This window comes from Mesorhizobium sp. NZP2234 (assembly GCF_013170765.1).
Lineage (GTDB): Bacteria > Pseudomonadota > Alphaproteobacteria > Rhizobiales > Rhizobiaceae > Mesorhizobium > Mesorhizobium loti_D.
Map to the genome: position 1 here is coordinate 5,963,536 of NZ_CP033364.1, position 20,762 is coordinate 5,984,297.

17 protein-coding genes are annotated in these 20,762 nt (G+C 59.9%); all 17 read right to left on the bottom strand.

Annotated elements, in window-relative coordinates:
* Nucleotides 1-7 precede the first annotated feature (7 nt).
* Nucleotides 8-1,471 (bottom strand): aldehyde dehydrogenase family protein, encoded by a 1,464-nt coding sequence (locus EB230_RS28960; protein ID WP_056567845.1) that lies wholly within the window; start codon nucleotides 1,469-1,471, stop codon nucleotides 8-10.
* A gap of 59 nt (nucleotides 1,472-1,530) precedes the next feature.
* Nucleotides 1,531-2,106, bottom strand: a complete 576-nt coding sequence (locus EB230_RS28965; RefSeq protein ID WP_056567841.1) for a DUF1349 domain-containing protein — start codon at nucleotides 2,104-2,106, stop codon at nucleotides 1,531-1,533.
* A 78-nt stretch (nucleotides 2,107-2,184) separates the two neighbouring features.
* Nucleotides 2,185-3,213, bottom strand: a complete 1,029-nt coding sequence (locus tag EB230_RS28970) for a proline racemase family protein (protein WP_056567838.1) — start codon at nucleotides 3,211-3,213, stop codon at nucleotides 2,185-2,187.
* A gap of 95 nt (nucleotides 3,214-3,308) precedes the next feature.
* A complete protein-coding gene (locus EB230_RS28975; protein WP_056567835.1) occupies nucleotides 3,309-3,992 on the bottom strand; it encodes a GntR family transcriptional regulator in 684 nt (227 codons plus the stop codon).
* Between the two features lie 94 nt (nucleotides 3,993-4,086).
* Nucleotides 4,087-5,199: an ABC transporter ATP-binding protein gene (locus tag EB230_RS28980; RefSeq protein ID WP_056567832.1), complete on the bottom strand. Its 1,113-nt coding sequence runs from the start codon at nucleotides 5,197-5,199 to the stop codon at nucleotides 4,087-4,089.
* A gap of 8 nt (nucleotides 5,200-5,207) precedes the next feature.
* On the bottom strand, nucleotides 5,208-5,996 hold the full coding sequence (locus EB230_RS28985) for an ABC transporter permease (protein ID WP_056567829.1): 789 nt from the start codon (nucleotides 5,994-5,996) through the stop codon (nucleotides 5,208-5,210).
* Nucleotides 5,996-6,904, bottom strand: coding sequence for an ABC transporter permease (locus tag EB230_RS28990; protein ID WP_245303330.1), 909 nt, complete (start codon nucleotides 6,902-6,904; stop codon nucleotides 5,996-5,998). The genes EB230_RS28985 and EB230_RS28990 overlap by 1 nt, the downstream gene beginning before the upstream one ends.
* A gap of 43 nt (nucleotides 6,905-6,947) precedes the next feature.
* Nucleotides 6,948-8,096 carry a PotD/PotF family extracellular solute-binding protein gene (locus EB230_RS28995; protein WP_056567823.1) on the bottom strand — a complete coding sequence of 383 codons (1,149 nt, stop codon included), beginning with the start codon at nucleotides 8,094-8,096 and terminating at the stop codon, nucleotides 6,948-6,950.
* 138 nt (nucleotides 8,097-8,234) lie between these two features.
* The gene (locus EB230_RS29000) at nucleotides 8,235-9,881 is read right to left on the bottom strand and encodes a choline dehydrogenase (protein WP_056567818.1); all 1,647 of its coding nucleotides are present in this window, start codon (nucleotides 9,879-9,881) and stop codon (nucleotides 8,235-8,237) included.
* 115 nt (nucleotides 9,882-9,996) lie between these two features.
* Entirely contained in the window at nucleotides 9,997-10,908 is a 912-nt protein-coding gene (locus EB230_RS29005; protein WP_172374425.1) for a dihydrodipicolinate synthase family protein, read from the bottom strand.
* A 140-nt stretch (nucleotides 10,909-11,048) separates the two neighbouring features.
* Nucleotides 11,049-13,172, bottom strand: a complete 2,124-nt coding sequence (locus EB230_RS29010) for a N,N-dimethylformamidase beta subunit family domain-containing protein (RefSeq protein WP_172374426.1) — start codon at nucleotides 13,170-13,172, stop codon at nucleotides 11,049-11,051.
* 165 nt (nucleotides 13,173-13,337) lie between these two features.
* Nucleotides 13,338-14,489, bottom strand: a complete 1,152-nt coding sequence (locus EB230_RS29015; protein ID WP_172374427.1) for an inner-membrane translocator — start codon at nucleotides 14,487-14,489, stop codon at nucleotides 13,338-13,340.
* A gap of 8 nt (nucleotides 14,490-14,497) precedes the next feature.
* Nucleotides 14,498-15,295: an ATP-binding cassette domain-containing protein gene (locus EB230_RS29020; RefSeq protein WP_246683328.1), complete on the bottom strand. Its 798-nt coding sequence runs from the start codon at nucleotides 15,293-15,295 to the stop codon at nucleotides 14,498-14,500.
* Nucleotides 15,283-16,410, bottom strand: a complete 1,128-nt coding sequence (locus EB230_RS29025; protein WP_056567802.1) for a sugar ABC transporter substrate-binding protein — start codon at nucleotides 16,408-16,410, stop codon at nucleotides 15,283-15,285. The genes EB230_RS29020 and EB230_RS29025 overlap by 13 nt, the downstream gene beginning before the upstream one ends.
* 774 nt (nucleotides 16,411-17,184) lie before the next feature.
* A complete protein-coding gene (locus tag EB230_RS29030; protein WP_348646673.1) occupies nucleotides 17,185-18,549 on the bottom strand; it encodes a Xaa-Pro aminopeptidase in 1,365 nt (454 codons plus the stop codon).
* 93 nt (nucleotides 18,550-18,642) lie between these two features.
* Complete coding sequence (locus EB230_RS29035) at nucleotides 18,643-19,701, bottom strand: ABC transporter ATP-binding protein (protein WP_172374428.1); 1,059 nt, start codon at nucleotides 19,699-19,701, stop codon at nucleotides 18,643-18,645.
* Nucleotides 19,702-20,721: an arginine deiminase family protein gene (locus tag EB230_RS29040; RefSeq protein ID WP_056567796.1), complete on the bottom strand. Its 1,020-nt coding sequence runs from the start codon at nucleotides 20,719-20,721 to the stop codon at nucleotides 19,702-19,704. It lies immediately after the preceding gene.
* Between the last annotated feature and the right edge of the window lie 41 nt (nucleotides 20,722-20,762).

Here is a 20,762-nt window from a genome sequence, read left to right on the forward strand (position 1 = left end):
CATTTGATCACGGGTTCGGACGCAGGCGAATAAATGTGGATTTCGCCTGCATGAATTCCAGTAACCCGTCGGGACCGTTTTCCCTGCCGAGTCCGCTGGACTTGCTGCCGCCAAACGGCAGCTGGGGAACCGTCTCAAGATAGGTGTTGACATAGACAAACCCGCTTTCAAGGGCACTGGAGACAGCCATTGCGGTGTCGAGGTTAGAGGTCCAGATGCCATTGGCCAGGCCGTAATGTGTCAGGTTGGCCAGCGCGACTGCTTCGGAAACATCCTTGAAAGTGGTGACCCCAAGCACCGGTCCGAATATCTCCTCCCTGAAGATCGTCATGTGTGGCTCGACGCCAGTGAATATGGTCGGTTCGACGAAATAGCCGTCGTGCAGCCCCGGGCTCGTCGGCGCTCTCCCGCCTGTCACGAGCGTCGCACCTTCCTCCCGGGCCTTTTCGACGTAATCTAGGACCTTCCGCTGATGCTGCGCATGAATCATCGGGCCGAGATCGGCATCGACGTCGTCAGGCGTACCAAGCTTCAGCGCTTTGGCCTTTTCGGCCAGCTTCGCGACAAACTCCGATGCGATAGTTTCCTGGACCAAAAGCCTTCCGCCGGCGCAACACTCCTCACCCTGATTGATCGTGAAGGCAGCGAGTGCACCGGCGACCGCCGCATCGAGATGCGCATCGGCGAACACGATGTTGGCGCCCTTGCCCCCGAGTTCAAGCGCCACCTTCTTCAGCGACTGGCCGGCAAGGCTGGCGATCTTGCGCCCAACGGCGGTGGACCCCGTGAAGGAGATCATGTCGATGTCCGGGTGCAGGCACATGCCCTGGCCGACCACCTCGCCCGTGCCGGGCAGGACCGCAAGAACCCCGTCGGGGATACCAGCATGCTTGGCCAGTCGCGCATATTCGATCGCAGTGCCCGCTGTGAGCTCCGACGGCTTGATCACGACGCAACATCCCGCGACGAGGGCGTAGGGCAACTTCTGAAACAGGGTCACCGTCGGAAAATTCCAGGGAAGGATCATACCGATGACGGGAAGCGGCTCGTAAGTCACGAGGCCCAGTTTCTCGGCGCCCTCGTGATTGACGATACGGCCGGGAATGCTCCAGGCGAGCGATGCAGCATAGCGCAGCAACTCTACCGACCACTCGATCTCGCCCTTGGCGGCAGCGATCGTCTTCCCTGCTTCATCGGCCTCGATGCGGCTGAGCGTTACGAGATTCTCCAGGATGAGATCGGCCCAGCGCAGCAGGATCTTCCCGCGCTCGCTTGCCGCAAGCCCCTTCCATCCGCCTTTCCTGAACGTCTCCTTCGCGAGTACGACGGCACGGTCAAGTTCTGTTGTCCCGGCCAGATGAACTCTGGCGACGCTTTCGCCTGTGGAAGGCGAATTTCTCTCGAAGAGAGCGCTTCCCGCCGGCAACTCGGCAGCCCCGTTGATCCAGATGCCGTATTCACGTTTGGTCATTTCAGAATCTCGATGAAGATCGGCAAGGCAGGAGACGCTTCGCACCCTTGCGGCTCAGGTCAGTCATGCAGCTCTTTGGAGATCGGCGGCCCGACCACGAAGTCAGCGAAAGCCACCTCGAATCCCGCACGTTGAGGAGAGCAGCACATCATGCCGACATCCACCCGGTCGGATGGCGGGAAATAGCCTAGCCTTACGGGCTTCCAGCTGTTGTCGCCGGAGTCCAGATACTGGACGCGAACCGCTTCGCGATGCCGGGTGAGGCGGATCCTCACGCCCGCCGGGTCCGTCGGAATGGCAACCAGGGACCAGTCGGAAACATCGTTTGTGATAACGACGGAAAAGTACATCCGCCCGTCGGTAAACTCGATTCCGGCTTTCACCCAATGTGTTTCGCCGAGCCGCATCATCAGGCCGGCCTGATCGTAGAGGGCTTCATATTCACCCTTGATCGTCACCTCGGCGGTGAAATCCCCGGTGACGCTGCGATACAGAAAATGGCCATTGTCGCGCCAGAAGCCGTAAAAGGTTTCTCGCCAGAAGTCGGTTTCGTGGCCTGTCGTGACACGAAGGAGAGCGCCGTCGTTTGTGTATCGCGGTGGCTCGTTGAGCCATTTCAACTGTTCTTCCGCCATCTCCCCACCTTCCCATTCGTTTGTGCCTGTGGTGCCGAGACACTCAGTCAGCGCCTGGGCCACAAGGGTGCCTGTCGATCAATTGAACCAGGTGTCGGATAGGCGGTAGCCTTCCGGGAACGGATCCTCGGGATCCACGCCGTAGTGGCTCACACCCGTCAACCAGGCGCGACCAGAGACCTGCGGAATGACCGCTGGCACATCACCTGCCTTGGTTTCGGCGATGATCTCGCAGTCGAAAACCGTGTCGAGAATGGAGAGGTGCCTGAACTTCTCACCGACAGCGAGATCACCACGGGCATGAAGAAGCGCCATGCGCGCCGAAGTGCCTGTCCCGCATGGGCAGCGATCGAGCCGCCCGGGCGACACGACGACCGCGTTCTTGGACGTCTTGACGCCGTTGATGACCTCCACCGGGCCAGCAAACTCGGTTTGATTGATCGTATGGATGAGCGGATTTTCGGGATGAATCGACGGCAGCTGGACGGCTGCCGCCGCCTTGATCCGCTCGCCGATCTCGACAAGCTGCCTGGCCTCGCCGCGCGCGAGCGTCAGGCCTAGATCCGCCGAATTCACGATGCAGTAGATCATGCCGCCATACGCGACATCGACCCGCAGCGAACCGAGCCCCGGAACGTCGATCATGCTGTCGCGATGCATGACGAAGGAGGGGATATTGCGAAAGGTAATGCTCCGGCACTTGCCTGCCCGGCATTCGGCGATCACGTCCACCAATCCCGCAGGCGTGTCGACCCGCACGATCGTCTGAGGTTCCTTCATCGGTATCATTCCGGCCTCGAGCGCGACGGTCACCGTGCAGATCAGATTCGAGCCGGACATCGGCACAAAGTAATCGGACTCCATGACGATCATGCCGATGTCGGCATCAGGATGGATTGGCGGCGTGATGAGGTTGACGGCGGCATTCACGCTGCCCCTCGGATCGAACAGCAGCATGTTCCTGAGCCATGAGCTGTCGCGCTCCAGGTTTTCCATCCTTTCGAACATCGTCGCCCCGCGCGGGGGGAGAATGCCGCCCGTGATGACCCGGCCGACCTCACCTTCGGCGTGTGCGCCAACGACAGTTATAACGCGATCCAACTGCATGCCCGACTCCAGTGGCTTCTATATCCAATATCCAATATTTATTGAGAGCAAGCAATAGCCAATGGCGGCTTCGCCCAAAAATTACCACCCAACGATCAGGAGTTTTCGAAATCCGGCAGCGCCTGCAGGCCAGCCATCACGTCGTCGCGAGCGTCCTCGATGTGCTTCCTGAGAAGCTTCTGCGCCAGGGTCTGATTGCCCTCGGCGAATGCAACCGCCAGCGCCTTGTGGTCTTCCAGGGCTTTGGTCTGCGCCGATCGGGCATCGATCTGAAGACGGAGATATCTGTCGGCGGAATTGTAAAGCGATGACAAAAGGGCGAGAGATCGCGGCCGCCTTGCGGAACGGGACATCGCCTTGTGGAACGACCAGTTGAGTTCACTGAGCTTCGCTGGCGATTCCTTTGCCTCCACCCCTCTGGTATAGTCATCCAGGGCGCGTCGCACATGCTCGATGTCGACCTCGGTTGCCCGTTCGATCGCCTTCTTCAGGATGAACGGCTCAAGCGCAAGACGTGCTTCGAAGATATCGATCGCATCATCCACGGTCAGAGACGCGACAACCGCGCCCTTATGAGTGTGAATGACGACAAGTCCCTCCGCCTCGAGCTGCAGAAGAGCTTCACGGATCGGTATACGGCTGACCCCGGCTTCCTCGGCGATCGCTTCCTGCCTGATTTGCTGACCGCCTTTGTAAAACCCGGATATGATCCTGTCGCGGATCAGGTCAACGACCGAAGACGTGACGGTGCGGCGCTTGATGGCGACAGACGGATCCATTTATGACCTATCAGGAAAATTCCAAGCATATTGAATATAGGATATAGAATTGCAGCGCTAGTGCGGCGCTCCGTACTGCACGTGCAAATGGATGTCACGATGACGTCCGGGCAAGCGGCAGAACGGTCGCGCTGTCCTTTCGCCACGAGACATGGACCTTGTCGCCCGCCGTCGGAAGGGCCGCACCAGGCATGTTTTGAACCTGGACCCGGAATTTTTGGCCGCCCCGGCTGACCAGATGGAAGAAAGAGCGACTGCCTGAAAAAATCACGTCGGCAACTTCGGCATCCATCGCATAGTCGAGCTGCGCGTCGGATTGCCGGAAGGACATCGCTTCCGGCCGGACGGACATTACCGCGGCGTCATTCGCGGACACCGGGACATCATTCGAAACCACATCAAACGGTCCGTCCCTGGTCTCCAGCGAAAGCTGCCCGATGCCAGACCCAGTCAGTCTTCCCTCGAACAGATTTGTTTCGCCAAGAAATTTTGCCGCAAACAGCGATCTTGGGCGAAAGTACATATCCTGAGGTCTGTCGATCTGAACGATCCGGCCGTGATCGATCAGCACAACCCGGTCCGAAAGGATCATCGCTTCATCCTGATCGTGCGTGACATAAACGAACGTAGCACCCGTCTCCAATTGGATTCGTTTCATCTCTCCGAGCATATGTTGGCGAATCTTGAGGTCGAGCGCAGCCAAAGGCTCGTCGAGCAGCAGAACCCGGGGGCCATTCACCAGGGCCCGAGCCAGCGCCACCCGCTGGCATTGGCCACCGCTGAGCTCGCCGATGAAACGATGCGAAAGGCTTTCCATCTGCACGGTCCGGAGCATCGCCTGGACCCTTTTGCGGCGCTCGTCCTTCTCGACACCTTTGACCTTGAGGCCGTATGCGACATTGTCGAAGACGTCCAAATGGGGGAACAGCGCGTAGCGTTGGAACACCATGTTCACCGGCCGTTTTTCCGGGGGCAACGCAGCGACGTCCTTGCCGTCGATCTTCAGAGTACCGGATGTGAGCGCCTCGAAGCCGGCGATGATGCGCATCAAGGTGGTTTTGCCGCAGCCGCTCGGGCCGAGCAAGGTCACGATCTCCCCCTCGTTGATCGTGAGATTGATGTCGGTCAGGGCCTGAAAAAGGCCGAACTGTTTTTGACCGTTCGACAGTTCAATCAACGGTGCTTCTGTTGATATTCCAGTGTTCATTCGTAGCCTCAAGAGGACGCGCGTTCTGACAGGGCCGATGCTCGCTTGAACCGCCCGACGAGGAAGCCGATCGCCATGACGGCGATCGAGAACAAAAGGGCGAGCGTCGAGACCGAGTTGATCAGTGGCGTGACCGTGCGGCGCATCATCGACCAGATGTACATGGGCAAGGTGGTTTCGGTGCCGGCAACAAATGACGTGACGACGAACTCGTCAAACGACAAGGCAAAGCTCAGGATCGCGCAGGAGATCAAGGTCGGCGCGATCAGCGGAAGCGTTACCCTCCTGAATGTCCCGATCTGCGAGGCGCCAAGGTCGCGGGAGGCCTCTTCGAGTGTTCGATCGAAAAGCGCAAGCCGGGCCCGCATGGCGATCATGAGCATCGGCACGGACAGAACGACGTGAGAGACGACGATCGTGACCGTCGAAAGACGGATGCCCAGCTGCGCGGCCAAGACCAGCAATGAGACACCAAGGAAGAGGCCAGGCAGGGCGATCGGGGTGATGCACAGGATTTCGAGAACGCTTCGGCCAATCCTCCCTAGCCGCAACCAGGCAAGGGACGCGGCCGTTCCAAGGACAAGGGTGACGATAGCTGTTGCCGTGGCGATCATCAGACTTTTGACGAGAGCCTGGCCAAGCTGCGGATCCTCGAAGATCAGCGCGTACCATCTCAGACTGTAACCGTTGATGGGAAAGGAAAACGATTGCTCCGCATTGAAGCTGAACAAGACGATCACGACGAGCGGAATCAGGAGATACGCCAAGGTCGCGTAGACGACCGCCTTCAGCAACATCACGCAACCTCCTTGGCAGGTTTGGTTTTACGCCTGGCCGGAATGAGTCCCGTGAGGCGGCCTAGGGCAAGCACGAGCGCATAGATGACCAGCGACACAAGGAACATGAGAAAGGCCTGGGCGGCACCGAGCGGCCAATTGCCGGTCTTTCGGAATTGATCCGCGATAAGAAGGCCGGTCGTTTGGCCTGAGGACCCGCCGACCATCTGCGGCGTGACGTAGTCGCCTGCGACAAGGATGAATGTCAGCATGAAGGCTCCGATAAGGCCTTGCGCGGCGTTGGGAGCGACAACCCGGAAGAAGGCCCCCAAGGCCGATGTGCCGAGATCGCGCGACGCCTCGATAAGCTCCGCCTTGATCTCGCTCATCGCCGAAACGACCATCAGAATCGCGAATGGCAGATAGATGTGGGTCAACGTTATCGCGACCGCAAATGGGCTGAACAGGAACGCCTGGACGGGTGTGTGGACGATCCCGAGTTGAAGCAACACCGCGTTGAGCAGGCCGTTGGTGCCAAGCAATGTACGCCAGGCGTAGATTCTGACGAGGTAGCTGGAGAACCACGTGACGAGAACGAGATAGAAGATAATCTTCGATCTGGCGACGTAAGTCAGGTAATATCCGACAGGGATCGATAGACAGAGCGTTACGGACGCGGTGACGAGACCGATTACGATTGCGTTGTAGGTCACCCGCAGGAAGAGCGGCGATCGTACCGCCGATATGTAATTGGTCAGCACGAAGTCTGGAACGATGCGGAAGCCGGATGACATCCAGAAACTATAGGAGAACAGCAATATAGCGGGCACCACGAAGAACAACAGCATGTAGATTGCCGCCGGCGCGGCCAGAACGCCTCCGGTTCTTTGTGATGGAGTCATCGCAATTCCTTCAACAAGAAAGCGCAAGAGCCGGTCTCGTCGACCGGCCCCGACGACTGGTTACGGTGGATTACAAGCCTGCCTTGAATTCCTGCCAGGCCTGGACCCAGTCCGCATAGGTCGCGTGCTCGCCATCATCGTCGACGGGGGGAATACCCGGCAAGCCAGACGCGAATATTTCGTTGATCTTCGAATAGTCGATCCGCTTGCGAGCGTCGGCATCCAGAAGCTCGACGGCCTTCTTCGAAACCGGCGCCTGTACGACCGCCGTCGCGACCTTGGCCTGGATCTGGGGATCGAGAGACTGGTTGATGAACGCGTGCGCGGTATCGATGTTGTCGGCCGATATGGGAATGAACCAAGCGTCGACCCACAGCACCGGACCTTCTTCGGGAATCGCCATTTCGAGTGGCACGCCTTGCGCGCGCACCTGCGTGATAATTGACGGATCCGCGACAAGAACCGCCGCGACCTCCTTCGATGCCACGAAATTCGCAACATCGCCCTGATTGATCGAGATCAGGCGCGCCTGGTTTCGATACAAGACGTAATTCTCGAACGCCTTGCCTAACTCCTCGCGGGTCAGCAGAGGATACTTGTCTCCCAAGCCGACCAGACGGGCGATCAACGGCCAGTTGCCCGTCGCATCGTCCATTATCGCGATCTTTCCTTTCAGGCTTGGATCCAGCAGATCCTTGTAGGACGTGGGCTTTTTAATCATGTCGGAGTTATAGAGGAGGGTGTTGAAGCCCCATATGTAGGGCGACCCCCAATGCTTTCCGTCCGAGAACCATGTCGGCTTGTCGAAGAATACGTCAAAGAGATTGTCGGCGTTGTAATTCGGTATCTTGGACATATCGATTGGCGAAACGATCTTCATATCCTTGATATAAAGCTTGCTGTAGGCCTGATTATATTCGGCAAGATCGATGGGGGGAGGATTGCCGGCAATAAATTTGGCCTGGACATCATCCTGAGACGCTATCGAGGAGGTTTCCGCGGTGACACCATTGGTCGACCGCCACTCCCGCAGCTCATTCGTCATGTCGTAGCCTTCCCACGCCATGATCTGCAACGAGCCGCCAACCGCCGCACGGGCCGGTGTTACGAACAGTCGTCCCGTCGACACTCCAAGGCCGGCCCCTGCCAGGCCGAGCAGCGCGGTACGTCGGGTGAACTGGATTGTTTCAAGCATAGACGTCTTCGGTTCTTTCGCCATGTCATTCCCCTTTCGTGTTGGTTCACTCACGTTTTTATAATGGATATTGGATATAATAAATCAGCAGTCAAATCATTTATGGAGCGCGGCGCGGGCCAGGCAGTCCGGCTCCGCGGCCGATCGGCCTCCGGTGGATTTTCAGATCAAGCGCTTCTCGTCGGCGTAGTGCGCCACTTGCGCTGGCAGCGCCTGGCGACCTCGCACGCGATCGACCATCTTCTCGGCGATCATCATTGTCGGGCAGTGGAGATTGCCGTTGGGAATGCGCGGCATGACAGAAGCATCGATCACCCGGAGGCCTTCGACACCATGGACCCGGCCTTCGTCATCAACGACAGCCATATCGTCATTGCCCATCCGGCAACTCGAGCACGGATGGTATTGCGTCCCCATATTCTCCTTGAGCCAAGAGAAGACCTCTTCGTCGGATTTCTTGCGCAGGCCGGGAACGATGGCTTCGCCGCGGATGCTATCCCAACCCCTTTGTTGGATGATCTCGTCAGTATGACGAACGCCGTCGATCAGATTCCGCCTGTCCTGCTGCTGCTGGAGATAGTTCAACACGATTGACGGGTGCAGTCTCGGGTCAGCAGATTTGAGCGTCACCGCCCCTCGGCTTTCCGGCCGGCCAAGGCACACCTGATATTGGAATCCTTCCTCGATGTTGACCTTTCCATGCATCAGTTCGCCGAGCATCGGCAGGAACTCGTGCTGGATGTTGGCATACTCGACGGAATCGCTGCTTTTGAAGAAGGAGCCGACTTCCCACAGATTGGTAATGCCCAAGCCCTTCCTGAAGAACAGCCATTGTGCGCCGATGAACGCCATCTTGATGAGGTTCATGTCGACCGCCGGAGACACGCCTCTATGCGAGGCCCGGTACTTGACGGATACGGCGACATGATCCTGCAAGCCTTTCCCCACACCGGGAACGTCAGCCACGCTCTTGATCCCATACGAGGCAAGTTCCGCGGCGGGACCAACACCGGAAAGGAGAAGCACATGGGGCGAGTTGAAGGCGCCACCGCACAAGATAACCTCGCGCCCGGCTTCCACTGACTGAACCACGCCATCCTTCTCGAAGGTGACGCCGACAGCTTTCCGCCCACTGAAATCGACCTTGTGAACCAGGGCGTTCAAAAGCAGTTCGACATTGCCGCGCTTGATGGCTGGGCGAAGATAGGCCCTACCCCCACTCGCGCGGATACCATTATCGATGTTGGCCTGATAGGCATGGACGCCTTCCTGGCGATAAGCGTTGTAGTCTTCGCTCAACGGGTGCCCGGCCTGTTGCCCGGCTTCCAGGAACGCACGGAAGGGCTCGAGCTCGGCCTTCAGCGTCGTGATCCGTATTGGCCCCTGCCCGCCCCTGTATTCATTGCTTCCCTTGTCATACGATTCCAGTTTCTTGAAATAGGGAAGGCAATGGGCATAGGACCAGTTGGGAAGACCATCTTCCGCCCAGCGGTCGAAGTCGCGCGGATTTCCCCGCACATAGACCATGCCATTCAGGGATCCCGAGCCGCCAAGCATCTTGCCGCGAAGATGGGTGACCATGCGGCCATCGAGAGCCGCCTCGGGCCCTGTTTCGAATTCCCACGTCCGCTTTTTGTCAGTCAGCGGATAGGACATTGCGGCGGGCATGCGAACATAGATCGAATTGTCGTGCGGCCCCGCCTCGAGGACGAGAACATTGACATTACGGTCCTCGCCGAGCCGGGCGGCCACAATGGAGCCGGCCGCTCCAGACCCCACGACAATATAATCGTATTTCTTCGAACGCACCTGTCTCACTCCGGCTTCAAAATTCGGCGATGAAACCGGCGGACAACCGTAGTGCCACTGTCCGCAAGGTTCTTCTCAATATGACGATCCGAAGATCATGACGATGATCCAGAGATCATGCGGCCTGCGGCAGCGAGTAGTTTTCGAGCTGCTTGATCGCGTCTTTGATTGTGCGCGTCACGAATTCCCGCTCGTCGCCAACGAGCGGCAGGCGCGGTCCACGCACCCACTCGGGCGCGCCGTAGACTAGGCTCTCGGAGAGCTTGATGTACTGGACGAGCTTCACGTGAGTATCGAGGTGGAAAGCCGGCGTCAGCAATCTGTAGAGCTGCAGCGCCTCATCCTTGCGCCCCTGGTTGCAAAGGTTGAACAGCGTGACGCATTCCTTGGGCCATACATTTGTCATGCCCGACACCCAGCCGACCGCACCGAGCGCGACGCTCTCGACGACCTGATCATCGACGCCACAGAAAATCTGATACCGATTGCCGAGCGCAACATACATGTCAGTCACGCGACGGACATCGCCGGTCTCTTCCTTGACGGCTACGATGGTCGGAGAGTCCGCCAGTTCCTGCAAAACCCGAGGGGTAACGTCGACACCATAGGCGATCGGATTGTTGTATATCATGATCGGTAGCCCACTGGCCCTGGCAAGGCTCTTGTACCATTCGGCTGTCTCTCGAGCATCGGACTTGTACCCAAGGGTGGGGAACGCCATCAGGCCCTCCACACCAAGTTTCTCGAATTCACGGGCACGAAAATTGGCGTCGGCCTGGGTGATCTCGGCGAGTCCGGACAGAACTGGAACCCGCCCGCCCGCCGCTTCCTGTGCGCTGCGGATGACGAGTTCCTTCTCGGAAGGAGTGAGGCAGGCATTTTCGCCGAGCATCGGCAAAACGATCACGCCCGAAACCCCGTTGGCGATCAGCCTGTCAATGGCAGACTGATTAGCCTGTACATTGATCGAGCCGTCCTGATTCAGCTTGGTGGTTACGGCGGGAAACACCCCAGTCCAGTTGTTCATTTTTTCCTCTTGCGTTCGATGGCATACCGCACACCATCATTATATCCAATCTACAATATCCAATTTTTCGAGTCTAGCCCCGACCTTCCTGGCAGTTCGAAAACCTTGGACGAAGAGCTCCGTTTTCGGAATTGGGTGGCCTACGCCTTCCGCAGAAAGTGACGGAGCACGTTGCCCGTCAGCGTCGCAACATTGTTGTCGTAGTTGTCGTAGGCAAGCGACCCGGCCCAGCAGATCGACCCGACGGAGAATATCCCGCCGCCAGCACCGGTTTCGATGAAGACGACATCGGACCTGACATTCGGGTTGTTCGGTCCGCTGACATTCGGCTCGACCTGCGTGACGGACTCGAGGAACGGGTAGTAGGTGTCATTGTGCCGCGAGTTCAGGATCACGCGGGCATTGCCCGGCGTCCCGGCCGCGAAGTCAGCGCTGTCCAACTCGTCGCCCGCGGCGCCCCCGAGGACATAGCCAAAGTCGCCGATCATCTCATCGCCGATGCCCTCGAACATGAAGGCGAGGTCGGGACTGTACGAGTCCTGCGTGCGAGAATAGCCCGAAGCCGTGCCCCAACCGACGCCAGCCGATGCGACGCCGAAAAACAGGCGGCTGCTTTGACCTCGGTGGGAATAGAGGCCTCCGATCTCTCCCGTCGTGGCATGCATCAACTCAGCCGGATGAGACGTCCAGTTGCGCTCACCCGAATAGCCGCGCCGGCACTCCAGCGTCATGGTGTCGTCGCCGTCATAGCTCGTCACCCAATACCAGCCATTGCCGCCGAGATACATCAGGCTCCCGCCCTGGCCGGCATAGGCCTTCAGCGCATCCATCTCCAGTGATGTCGGATATTCCGGGTGAGATCCTGAGACAACGACATCATAGCGGGCCAGAAGTTCCAGGCCCATTCGATGCAGGTCCTCGTCCGTCGCCACGTCGAAACCGACGCCGGATTTCTCCAGCCAGCCAGTGATGTAAAAGTCAGCCGCAAAGTGCCGGCGCGCGGCGTTGAGCCAGGTGATGTAGTTAGGCGAAAAATTGACGACAGGCCGCTTCCAAGAGGAATGCATGACCCCGCTGCCATCCGCATGTCGATCGTAAATCGAAAGCCCCAGTTCGGGGTGCGTATGAACGAAAACATCCGTCTCATTGAGCTGGATCTTGTCGCGCATGCGCTTTTGGTGAGCCTCGCCGCGTTCACCGTATCCCAGATGCTCGTTGGCATAGGCGAGATAGGTGTTGGTGGGCGCCAGAAACAGGACCTTGTTTTTGGATCGCTCGGTCGGCTGGATGTAGAAGGGCAGATGCTCGACCTGATCGCCCTGCGTGAGCTTGGCGGCATAAATGCCGCTCGGCGTCGCCTCGGGAAACGTGGCACTGAAGTCAGTTTCCCATCGTGCATCGTTCAGATCATCCTCATGGAAATGGATGGCGGACCACTCGGATGGATTTTCCTGATAGCGGACCTTCGTTCCTTTCCACAGATGCCCCCGAACCCCGCGAGCCGGCCGATTGACAAGCGTCCCATGCAGGCCGTTGCCTGAAACATCGGTGACGATGCGTGTGTCGATCCCCATCGCAAAATCCCATGACGCGATCGGCCTTGCCCCCTCTCCGGGTGCGGACAACACGGAGGGATTGTCGATCCGGCCGTTGAACCGGTCCACCGGGCGGTCGCGCTCATCCAGGTTGGAACCTATGAGAATGCGATCGACTCGGGTGGGTTCGGGCGTATCCGGCAGCGCGAGAAACCGCGTTTGCCCAAAACGTTGGGATGGCCACAATCCATCGACGGCAAACTCAAGGGCGATGCCGCGATCGCTGCGCCCGCCCTTGATATGGATCCACTTCCCCTCGTGGTCATCGAGGTTCATGGAGAGAACCCTGGCGTCTTCTCCCCCGCCGACGCGCAGTTCAAGCTGGTCTCTCGCGATGACGAGAGACCAGGAAGCCGTGGTCCGGTCGGTGGCGACAGCCAGGATTGTCTGGCACTCGCGATCTTTGAGAGTTGGCTGGACCCAGACCTCGAAACCAAAAGTTGAGATTAGCGGGAAAAACGCGGGCACCACGATCGCGTACGAACCCGGGGCAAGATCCTGAAGCCGCCCCTGATAGAGACCGGCCGCCGCGTTGCCGATGCTTTCTTCTCTCACTGATTGGTCATCGCCATTGATCGCGACGCCATGCAGCCGGACAAACTCGACCGAATATGGCGCCTGGGCCGCGCTGACCTTGAAATCGATCGTACCGCCCGGCTGGATGCTCACATGGCTTGAATACCCTAGGATTTTCACCGTGTTTCCTCGACATACGCTGCCGCACACCCGGCTAAAGCCGCGGCCGAAGCGGGTTGCGTGCCCAAACTCATGATTTTGCATCCCGCGACAGGAGCCCATCGGCGGTGACGGCAAGCACCAGTATCAATCCCTGAACTAGGTACTTGATCTCGGTTGGGCACTGAGCAGCGAAAGCCCATTGGTGATGCTGCCGATAAGCAAGGCCCCAAGGAGGGCCGCCCATACGGACCCACGGCCGCCAAAAAGGCTGGCCCCGCCGATGACAGCGGCGGCCACCGCCTCGAGCAAGAGCGTTCCGCTGCCGGATTGAGCGGAAACGCCCAATGTGCGTGACGCGGAGATGATGCCGGCAATGCCGGCCAGCGCGCCAGCAATGATGAACGTATAAATGCGGATCTGGCCAACATTGATGGCGGCGCGTCGGCTGGCCTCCACGTTTCCGCCAATGGCGTAGAGATAGGTGCCGAACTTCGTCTGGGTCGTGACATAGGCCATGATCGAGAGGAGAACGATCAATATCGCCACCGGCGTTGGAACGCCGCGATCGAGGTTGAGAATGGCGACGACGAGACCGCCGGCGAGGCTCAAGGCCGCGATTGGCAGCAAAACATTGCTCGGGATTGATTGGTGGATGCCGAGACGCCTCTTGTGGTTTGACGATTGGACAAGGAGCGCGGCAACCACGCCGATACCGATGGCCAGAAGCAGGTAGCCGGCCATCGGCGGCAAGAAGCTGTTGGCGATCCACTGGATATCGGTCCCCGATAGCGGGATCGACCCGCTCCTCGGCAAGAGCATCAGCAGCACGCCCTGCATGGCAAGCGAGGTGCCGAGGGTAACGATGAAAGCGGGCGCCCGGAATCTCGAGATGATCAGACCCTGGACCAAGCCGACCGCCGATCCCGTGACAATTGCCGCCAACAGGCACAGCCACGACGGAAGGCCGACCGTTACCAACAAATAACCCATGACACCGGATGCCACCGCGCTAAGTGCGGCCACCGAAAGATCGATCTCCTTCACGATGAGAACGAGCACGAGACCCAGCGCCAGCATGGCCGTCACAACGATCTGAACGGCGAGGTTCGTCAGGTTTCGCGGCGAGAGGAAGCGGTCGTTCATCGCATAGAAGAAAGCCCAGACGAGCGCGATCGCGATAAGGACGGGGATAAACCGATACTTGCCGCTGACCCCACTCAGTATCCGTCTCTGCAGATCCCGGGAGCCCGTACGATCATTTTGCAAATTGGCACCCTTGCTTATCCGCAGGCCTTTTGAATTGTTCATGGGCTTTCCTAGGCGGCTGATGCGGACAGGCCGGTGATTGCCGAGACCAGATCGTCACGCGAGAACGTTCCACGGCTGAATTCAGCCACTTTGCGACCAAGCCGCAGGACGACAACCGTATCGGCCATCTCCTGCACATCGGCCAGGTCGTGCGAAATGACGATGACGCCATGATTGGTCTGGCGAAGTCGCATGATCAACGCCATGACCTCCTTGCGCTGGGCGACCCCGAGTGCCGCCGTCGGCTCGTCGAGCAATACAACTTTCGGCTCCCAGAGCACCGAGCGGCAGATGGCGACCGACTGGCGTTGCCCGCCCGAGAGACTGCCCACTGGCACCGTGAGGTCGCGCAAAGTACTGACCCCCAGTTCGCGCAACACCTTCCGCGCCCGGCTCTCCATGTCGGCACGACGCAAACGGCCGGCGGTCAGGATCCCGCCCTGCAGTTCACGCCCCAGAAACAGGTTCTGGACCGTATCGAGATTGTCGCACAGGGCGAGATCCTGATAGACGGTCTGGATACCCAGCCGCATTGCATCATGTGGCGCGGTGATCCTGACCTTTGCGCCGTTGACCCGCATTTCCCCGGCATCGGGCATGTTGATGCCGGCAATGGTTTTGACCAAAGTGGACTTTCCGGCGCCATTGTCGCCAACCAGTGCGACAACCTCTCCAGGACGAACCGCCAGGGATACGCTTTCGAGAGCGTGGACGCCGCCGAAGTGCTTGCTGATATTTATGAGTTCAAGAACGGGCTGGCTGTTCGTGTTTGTGGAACCCATCGCGCTCACCGTCACTTGGTGCACAAGGCGCTCTTGATGGCAGGGCCCGCGCAGACTTCCTCACGTGTCAGAATTCCCTTGTCGATCAGTTCCGCCTGCACGTTGTCGCGGGTGATGAAGACGTTCTCGTTGAAGATCGCCGGAACCGCCTTCATGCCGTTATCGTAGGTCCCGTTCACCATCTTCTTTTCTTCGCCATTCTTCTCGAGAAGGGCGACGACAAGCCGGACGGCGCTGTCGGCCATCGCACGATATGGCGGCACCATATCGTTCTCGATGTTGCCGGCGAGAAGATGCTGGATCGTTCCGGCCTGACTGTCATAGCCGCCGAAAACCTTGACCTTTCCAAGCAGATCCTGTGCCGCCAATGCGGCTATGGTGCCGTTCGCGGAACTGTCATTGTGGACAAGGATCGCGTCGATATCGCCACCGGCCTGCTGCAGGCAACCGTCCGTCGCGACGCGGGCATTTTCCTCCGAGAGCTGCAGGTTGTCGCTCTTGCAGACGATCTCGACTTCGCCTTTTTGAACCAGGGGGGCAAGCACCCTCTCGGTGCCGCTGACGATCTCGCGGTCAAAGAAGAAGGATGGGTCGCCCGTAATCAGGCCAATCCGGATTGGCTTCTTGGCATCCGCCAGCGTCTTTACCGCAAAGTTGGCAGCCGCCTCGCCGATCGGCTCAAACGGCACGGTGACATAGTAGTCGATGTCGCTGTTGTCGGAATTGTAGGCATACCCGACAATCGGAATGCTGGCATCGTGCGCCACCTGCACGATGCCCTGGCTTTGATTGGGCACAGCCGGCGCCAGAATGATTGCCTTGGCGCCTTGGGTCACGGCTGCCTGGGCCTGCTCGAGTTGCCTCGACGGATCGTTGTCGGCGCTCAGAACGACAAGCTTGAGATTGGGAGCGTATTTCTTCAATGCCTCATCCATCCCCGGTTTGTCATAGGCTTCAAACCGCGTGATTTGGGAATTGGGCGTAAGAAAGTATACCGTTCCCTCGATCTTTGAGGCCGCTTCCTCGGCTTGGGCCGTCAGGGTCTCCATCGCGCCCAATCCCGAAAAGGCAACCGTCAATGCGAAAAGGCCACGCGCAACATTCCCGGTGAGTTTCATACCATTCCCCTTGGTCTTCATATTTATAAAGGATATTGGATACAAAATAAAAGGCTGTCAAGCCGCATGATGACGGGTATGAGGGCCTGAGCTTCAAAAAAACGCTGTTCGCCCTTGAGCAGGCGCGCGCGCTGGTGTTCACGCGCTGATCCCGCAATTTCGGGCGAAGGGTGACCGGCAAACGAAGCCGAGGGATTATGCGCGCCACATGGCGGGCCCGTCGCGAACCCGTGCTGCTTGGGAGCTTTCTCCGAGCAGCAAGGCAGCCCCACAGAGGATATCCGCAGCCTCATGAAGGTCGCGGACCGCTATGGCCTTTAGCCGACGACACCGTTGACTGGGATCGCCTGTCGCATCAATGTATTGTTTTTATTTACTTTTTCGGCCGCAACTCTCGATCTGCATCACAATACGTAACACATTCCCGGTGTCGCTTATTGCGGTGCGGCTGGCGAGCGACGTCGAGGTTTGCGCGGCCGTTCGGAGCCTCGTTCCGGAATGACCGCGATGGGCCGTGAGCAGACCGCCAGCTTTTGGGTTTAAGTCGATCGAGACGACCTTGGCGCCAGCGCCCCTGGCGTAACGAGCGATCTTGAGCGCGTCCCGACAGGGTCATAACAGAGCAGCCGACCGACGAAGCGTTGTGACCCGGCGGCCTTGCAGAAAAGCTTTGGGCTTGCCCGATCTGATGGCCCGCAGGAAGCTTCTCGCCGACGTGCGCAACTTCCGTTTATTCGCAAGCCCGCCGAAGGTCCGGAAAGCGCTGGTTAGGCAACATCGACGGCCGGCCGGGACTCAGTCGCGGCCTAGAAGTTTGCCGCTGGTAAGCCAGAAGGGCGGCAGACAGAGCGGGATGGCGGACAGCAGCAGGATATCCTCCTTCACCGTGATGCCGATCCGCTCGGCGACAAACCGGCGGCGTGCCTCGAACCTCTTCGACAGCGCCGGGTGGCGGTGTGCGATCTCGGCACGCAAGCCGACATCGGCGAAAGTCACCGCATCCTCGCAATTGAGCGTCCATCCAAAGGGCATCGGCACGGGTATGATGTCGACCTGGAACGGCATGCCGGAGACGATGCGTTCTGTCGAGCCGGGCCGGATCGGGGAATTCATCCACTCGTCGAGGCCGACGAGATGGCCGGGATTGAGGGCGGGGCGCAGCTTGCCCGCCGCCAGGGTCGAAATCACGGCCTCATGGATCGCGCCGCCCTCGGTGCCGATGCCGGCCGCCTCATACCAGGCGATGAGGCCGCGGAAATAGGCCTTGGCCACGTCCAGAAATGCGTCGTCATGCTCGGCGAGCAGGCCGGCTCGGGCCGTCAGTCCGCCCCAGTAGCCAACCGCCGTGGTGACGCCGTCGCCACGGCCGGGCACGCGCGCCGTGGGACCGCGCAGGCCGATCACCTGGCCGGACGCATCATTGGTCGCGAACATCGGATGGCAGTTCATCGGCTCGCCAGCATACCCCATGCGCGAGGCCGCGGTCAGTTCGGTGTCTCCGAGCGTGAAGCCGCTCAGGATACGCCACACCGCCATTGAAGACCGGGCCGCGCCCCATTCGGCCTCGGCGATCTGATCGGCATCGACGACGGCGCGCAGCCCGTCCGTCTGATGCATGAGCACCGCCGTCGCATCGGCGATCGACGAGGCGGACACGATCAATGCGATCGCGTCGACGATGAAGGCCGGCACGAAGAAGGTGGGGCGTGGCGCGGACCATTCCTTCTTTTCGAGATATTTCCAACCGACCAGGCCGACACTGTCGCCCGCCGTGATGCCGGCCTCGCGCAGCACGGCCACGAGGTCCGGCTTCTGCATGCGGTCCTGCGCCATCAGGCTCAGGGATTGCGCCAGCATTGTGATGATGCCAGGCAGTCCGGCGACAGGCGTATAGCCGAGGTTCTCGTTGCCGGTGACGACGATGCGCTGGCCCGATTTGCCGAGCAGCAGGATCGCCTCCTCGAAACGCGGCTCGAAACCGGTCAGGAAGGCGATGTTGGCGGCATGCTCGCGATCGGCATAGACGGCGAGCCAGTCCGTGCCGGCGCGATCGAGCGCCTTGGCGCAACGGGCCTCATAGGTCGCTGGCGGAATGGCAGGGCGCTCGACGGGGATGCCGAAATCGGGAATGTCGACGGTGCGAAGGCTAATGCTCATCATGTCTCTCAATCTGTCAGGAAATGCGGATTTTCGGCTGAAGCCGATCGTCAGTTGGATGCGACGGCGACGGATGCCGTCCTGTTTGCCGGCACGTCATTCATCGGCAAGAAAGCCGATGCTGGAGGGCAGCACGCTGCAGGTGACCTTGTCGCCGGCAACGATGCCGCGCGCCGTCGCCGAGGATGCCAGGACCAGGAGTTCCTGGCCGTCCAGAGTGGACATGGTCATGCGCTCGGACGAGCCGACGAAGGAGATGTCGGCGACAATGGCGGGAAAGGCAATGGCCCCGTGGAGCGGCTCGCCGATGGCTATGGCCTCCGGACGCATCCAGACCGTCAGCGCCGATCGGCCATGCCGAGACGCATCGTAGCCACCGGGCATCGGCGCCCGGCTTCCGAACAGCTCGATGCCGCCATCGACGGCGCGCGCCGAAACGATGTTGTTGCCGCCGAGGAAGCCCGCGACGAAGCGCGAGGCGGGCGCGCGGTATATGTCACGCGGGGTGCCGACCTGAACGATCGCGCCATTGTGGAAGACGGCTATGCGGTCCGACATGGCATAGGCTTCCTCCTGGTCATGGGTAACATAGACGAAGGTCACACCGGTCTGCCGATGAAGCCGTTTGAGTTCGCGTTGCATGGTGTCGCGCAGCGTACGGTCGAGCGCCGATAGCGGTTCGTCGAGCAGCAGAATCTTCGGGCCGAAGGCCAGCGCGCGGCCGATCGCCACGCGCTGCTGCTGACCGCCCGACAATTCACGCGGCTTGCGCGCGGCCAGCCTGTCCAGGCCGACGAGATTGAGGATCTCCTCCACCCTCGCGGCGATCCTGGCCTTGTCCCATTTGCGGACCTTCAAGGGGAAGGCGATGTTGTCCGCGGCGTTCAGGTGGGGAAACAGCGCATAGCCCTGGAAGACCAGTCCGAAATTCCTGTCCTCCGGATCGACGCGCGTGATGTCGACGCCATCCAGCAGGATGGCGCCGTCGTCCGGCTTGGTGAACCCGGCGACCGACATCAGCAGCGTGGTCTTGCCAGACCCCGAAGGGCCGAGCAAGGTTACGAACTCCCCCGCCTCGATCGACAGATCGATGCCGTCGAGCGCGACGGCCGAACCGTAGGCCTTGCGGAGGTTTCGGACGTCGAGAAAGGACATTCAGATCGGGTCCCGGGCAAGCGGACCTGTCGAGCAGTGAATGCCGCCGCCGTTCAGTTCGATACATTCATAGTCCAGCGTCAGGATCTCGATGCCGGCGGCGTCGAGCCGGTCGGCCAGGCGCGGCGTGCGGGTGGCGTGCATGACGACCCGACCCGGTGCGATCGCCAGGCAGTTGAGCGAGAAGGCGTTGTCTTCCGGCGGGAGTTCGATCAGCTTCATGCCGCGCTTGTTGAGGTAGTCGATGAAGACATAGGGCAGTTCGTTGATGTTGATGATCGCCGTCTCCTTGTCGATCATCATGAAGCTGCCGTCGATGTGGATGCGATAGCCGGGCATCGGCACCTTGATCAGCTCGACGCCCAGGCTGTTGAGGATCATCTCGACCTGCCGCACGCCCTCGGCGTTGCAGGCGACGGAGACCGAGCAGACGGCAGTCTTGTCGTCGAGGAGCGCGAACCCACCGCCTTCGAACACCGCTTCGCCATGCAGCGTGCCGAGGATCGGGCAGCCGGCCCTGGCGAGCGCCTGGGTGACCATCAGTTCCTCGCCGCGGCGCGCCCGGCGGGCAAGGCGGGTGACGATCGCCCCGCCCTTCACGCCGATGACGCTGTCGCGGCAGAAGGTCGACTTGAGAGCGCCGGGGGCTGCCTTCTCGGTAAGGATGACGTCGACGCCCTCGGAGCGCAACAGCTTGGTGAAGCTATCGTGCGCTGCCTGCATGGCGGCGAGATCCGGCGGTGTCTTGCCCATGAAGTACCAGCCTTTTTCCGGATCGCCGAAACCGCCGATCTCGGGCATGGGCTTGTTCTTGTCGACGACATTGATCTCCTCTCCAGGCCGGTGCATCAGCACGGCGCGCAGCTTGCCGACATCATTGGTGCAACCCCAGGGCCGGCCCCAGACGCGGGTCTGCTCCTGCGGGTCGTGGAAAGCCGGCGTCGGGACGGAGCCGAAGGTCTGAAAGAACTTGGCCTCGCGGTATTCGTGCTCGCTCATTGCGGCGCTGTGGGCAGTCATGTCTTCGATTTCCTTTCTGAAACAAGCGAAGCGATTGAAGG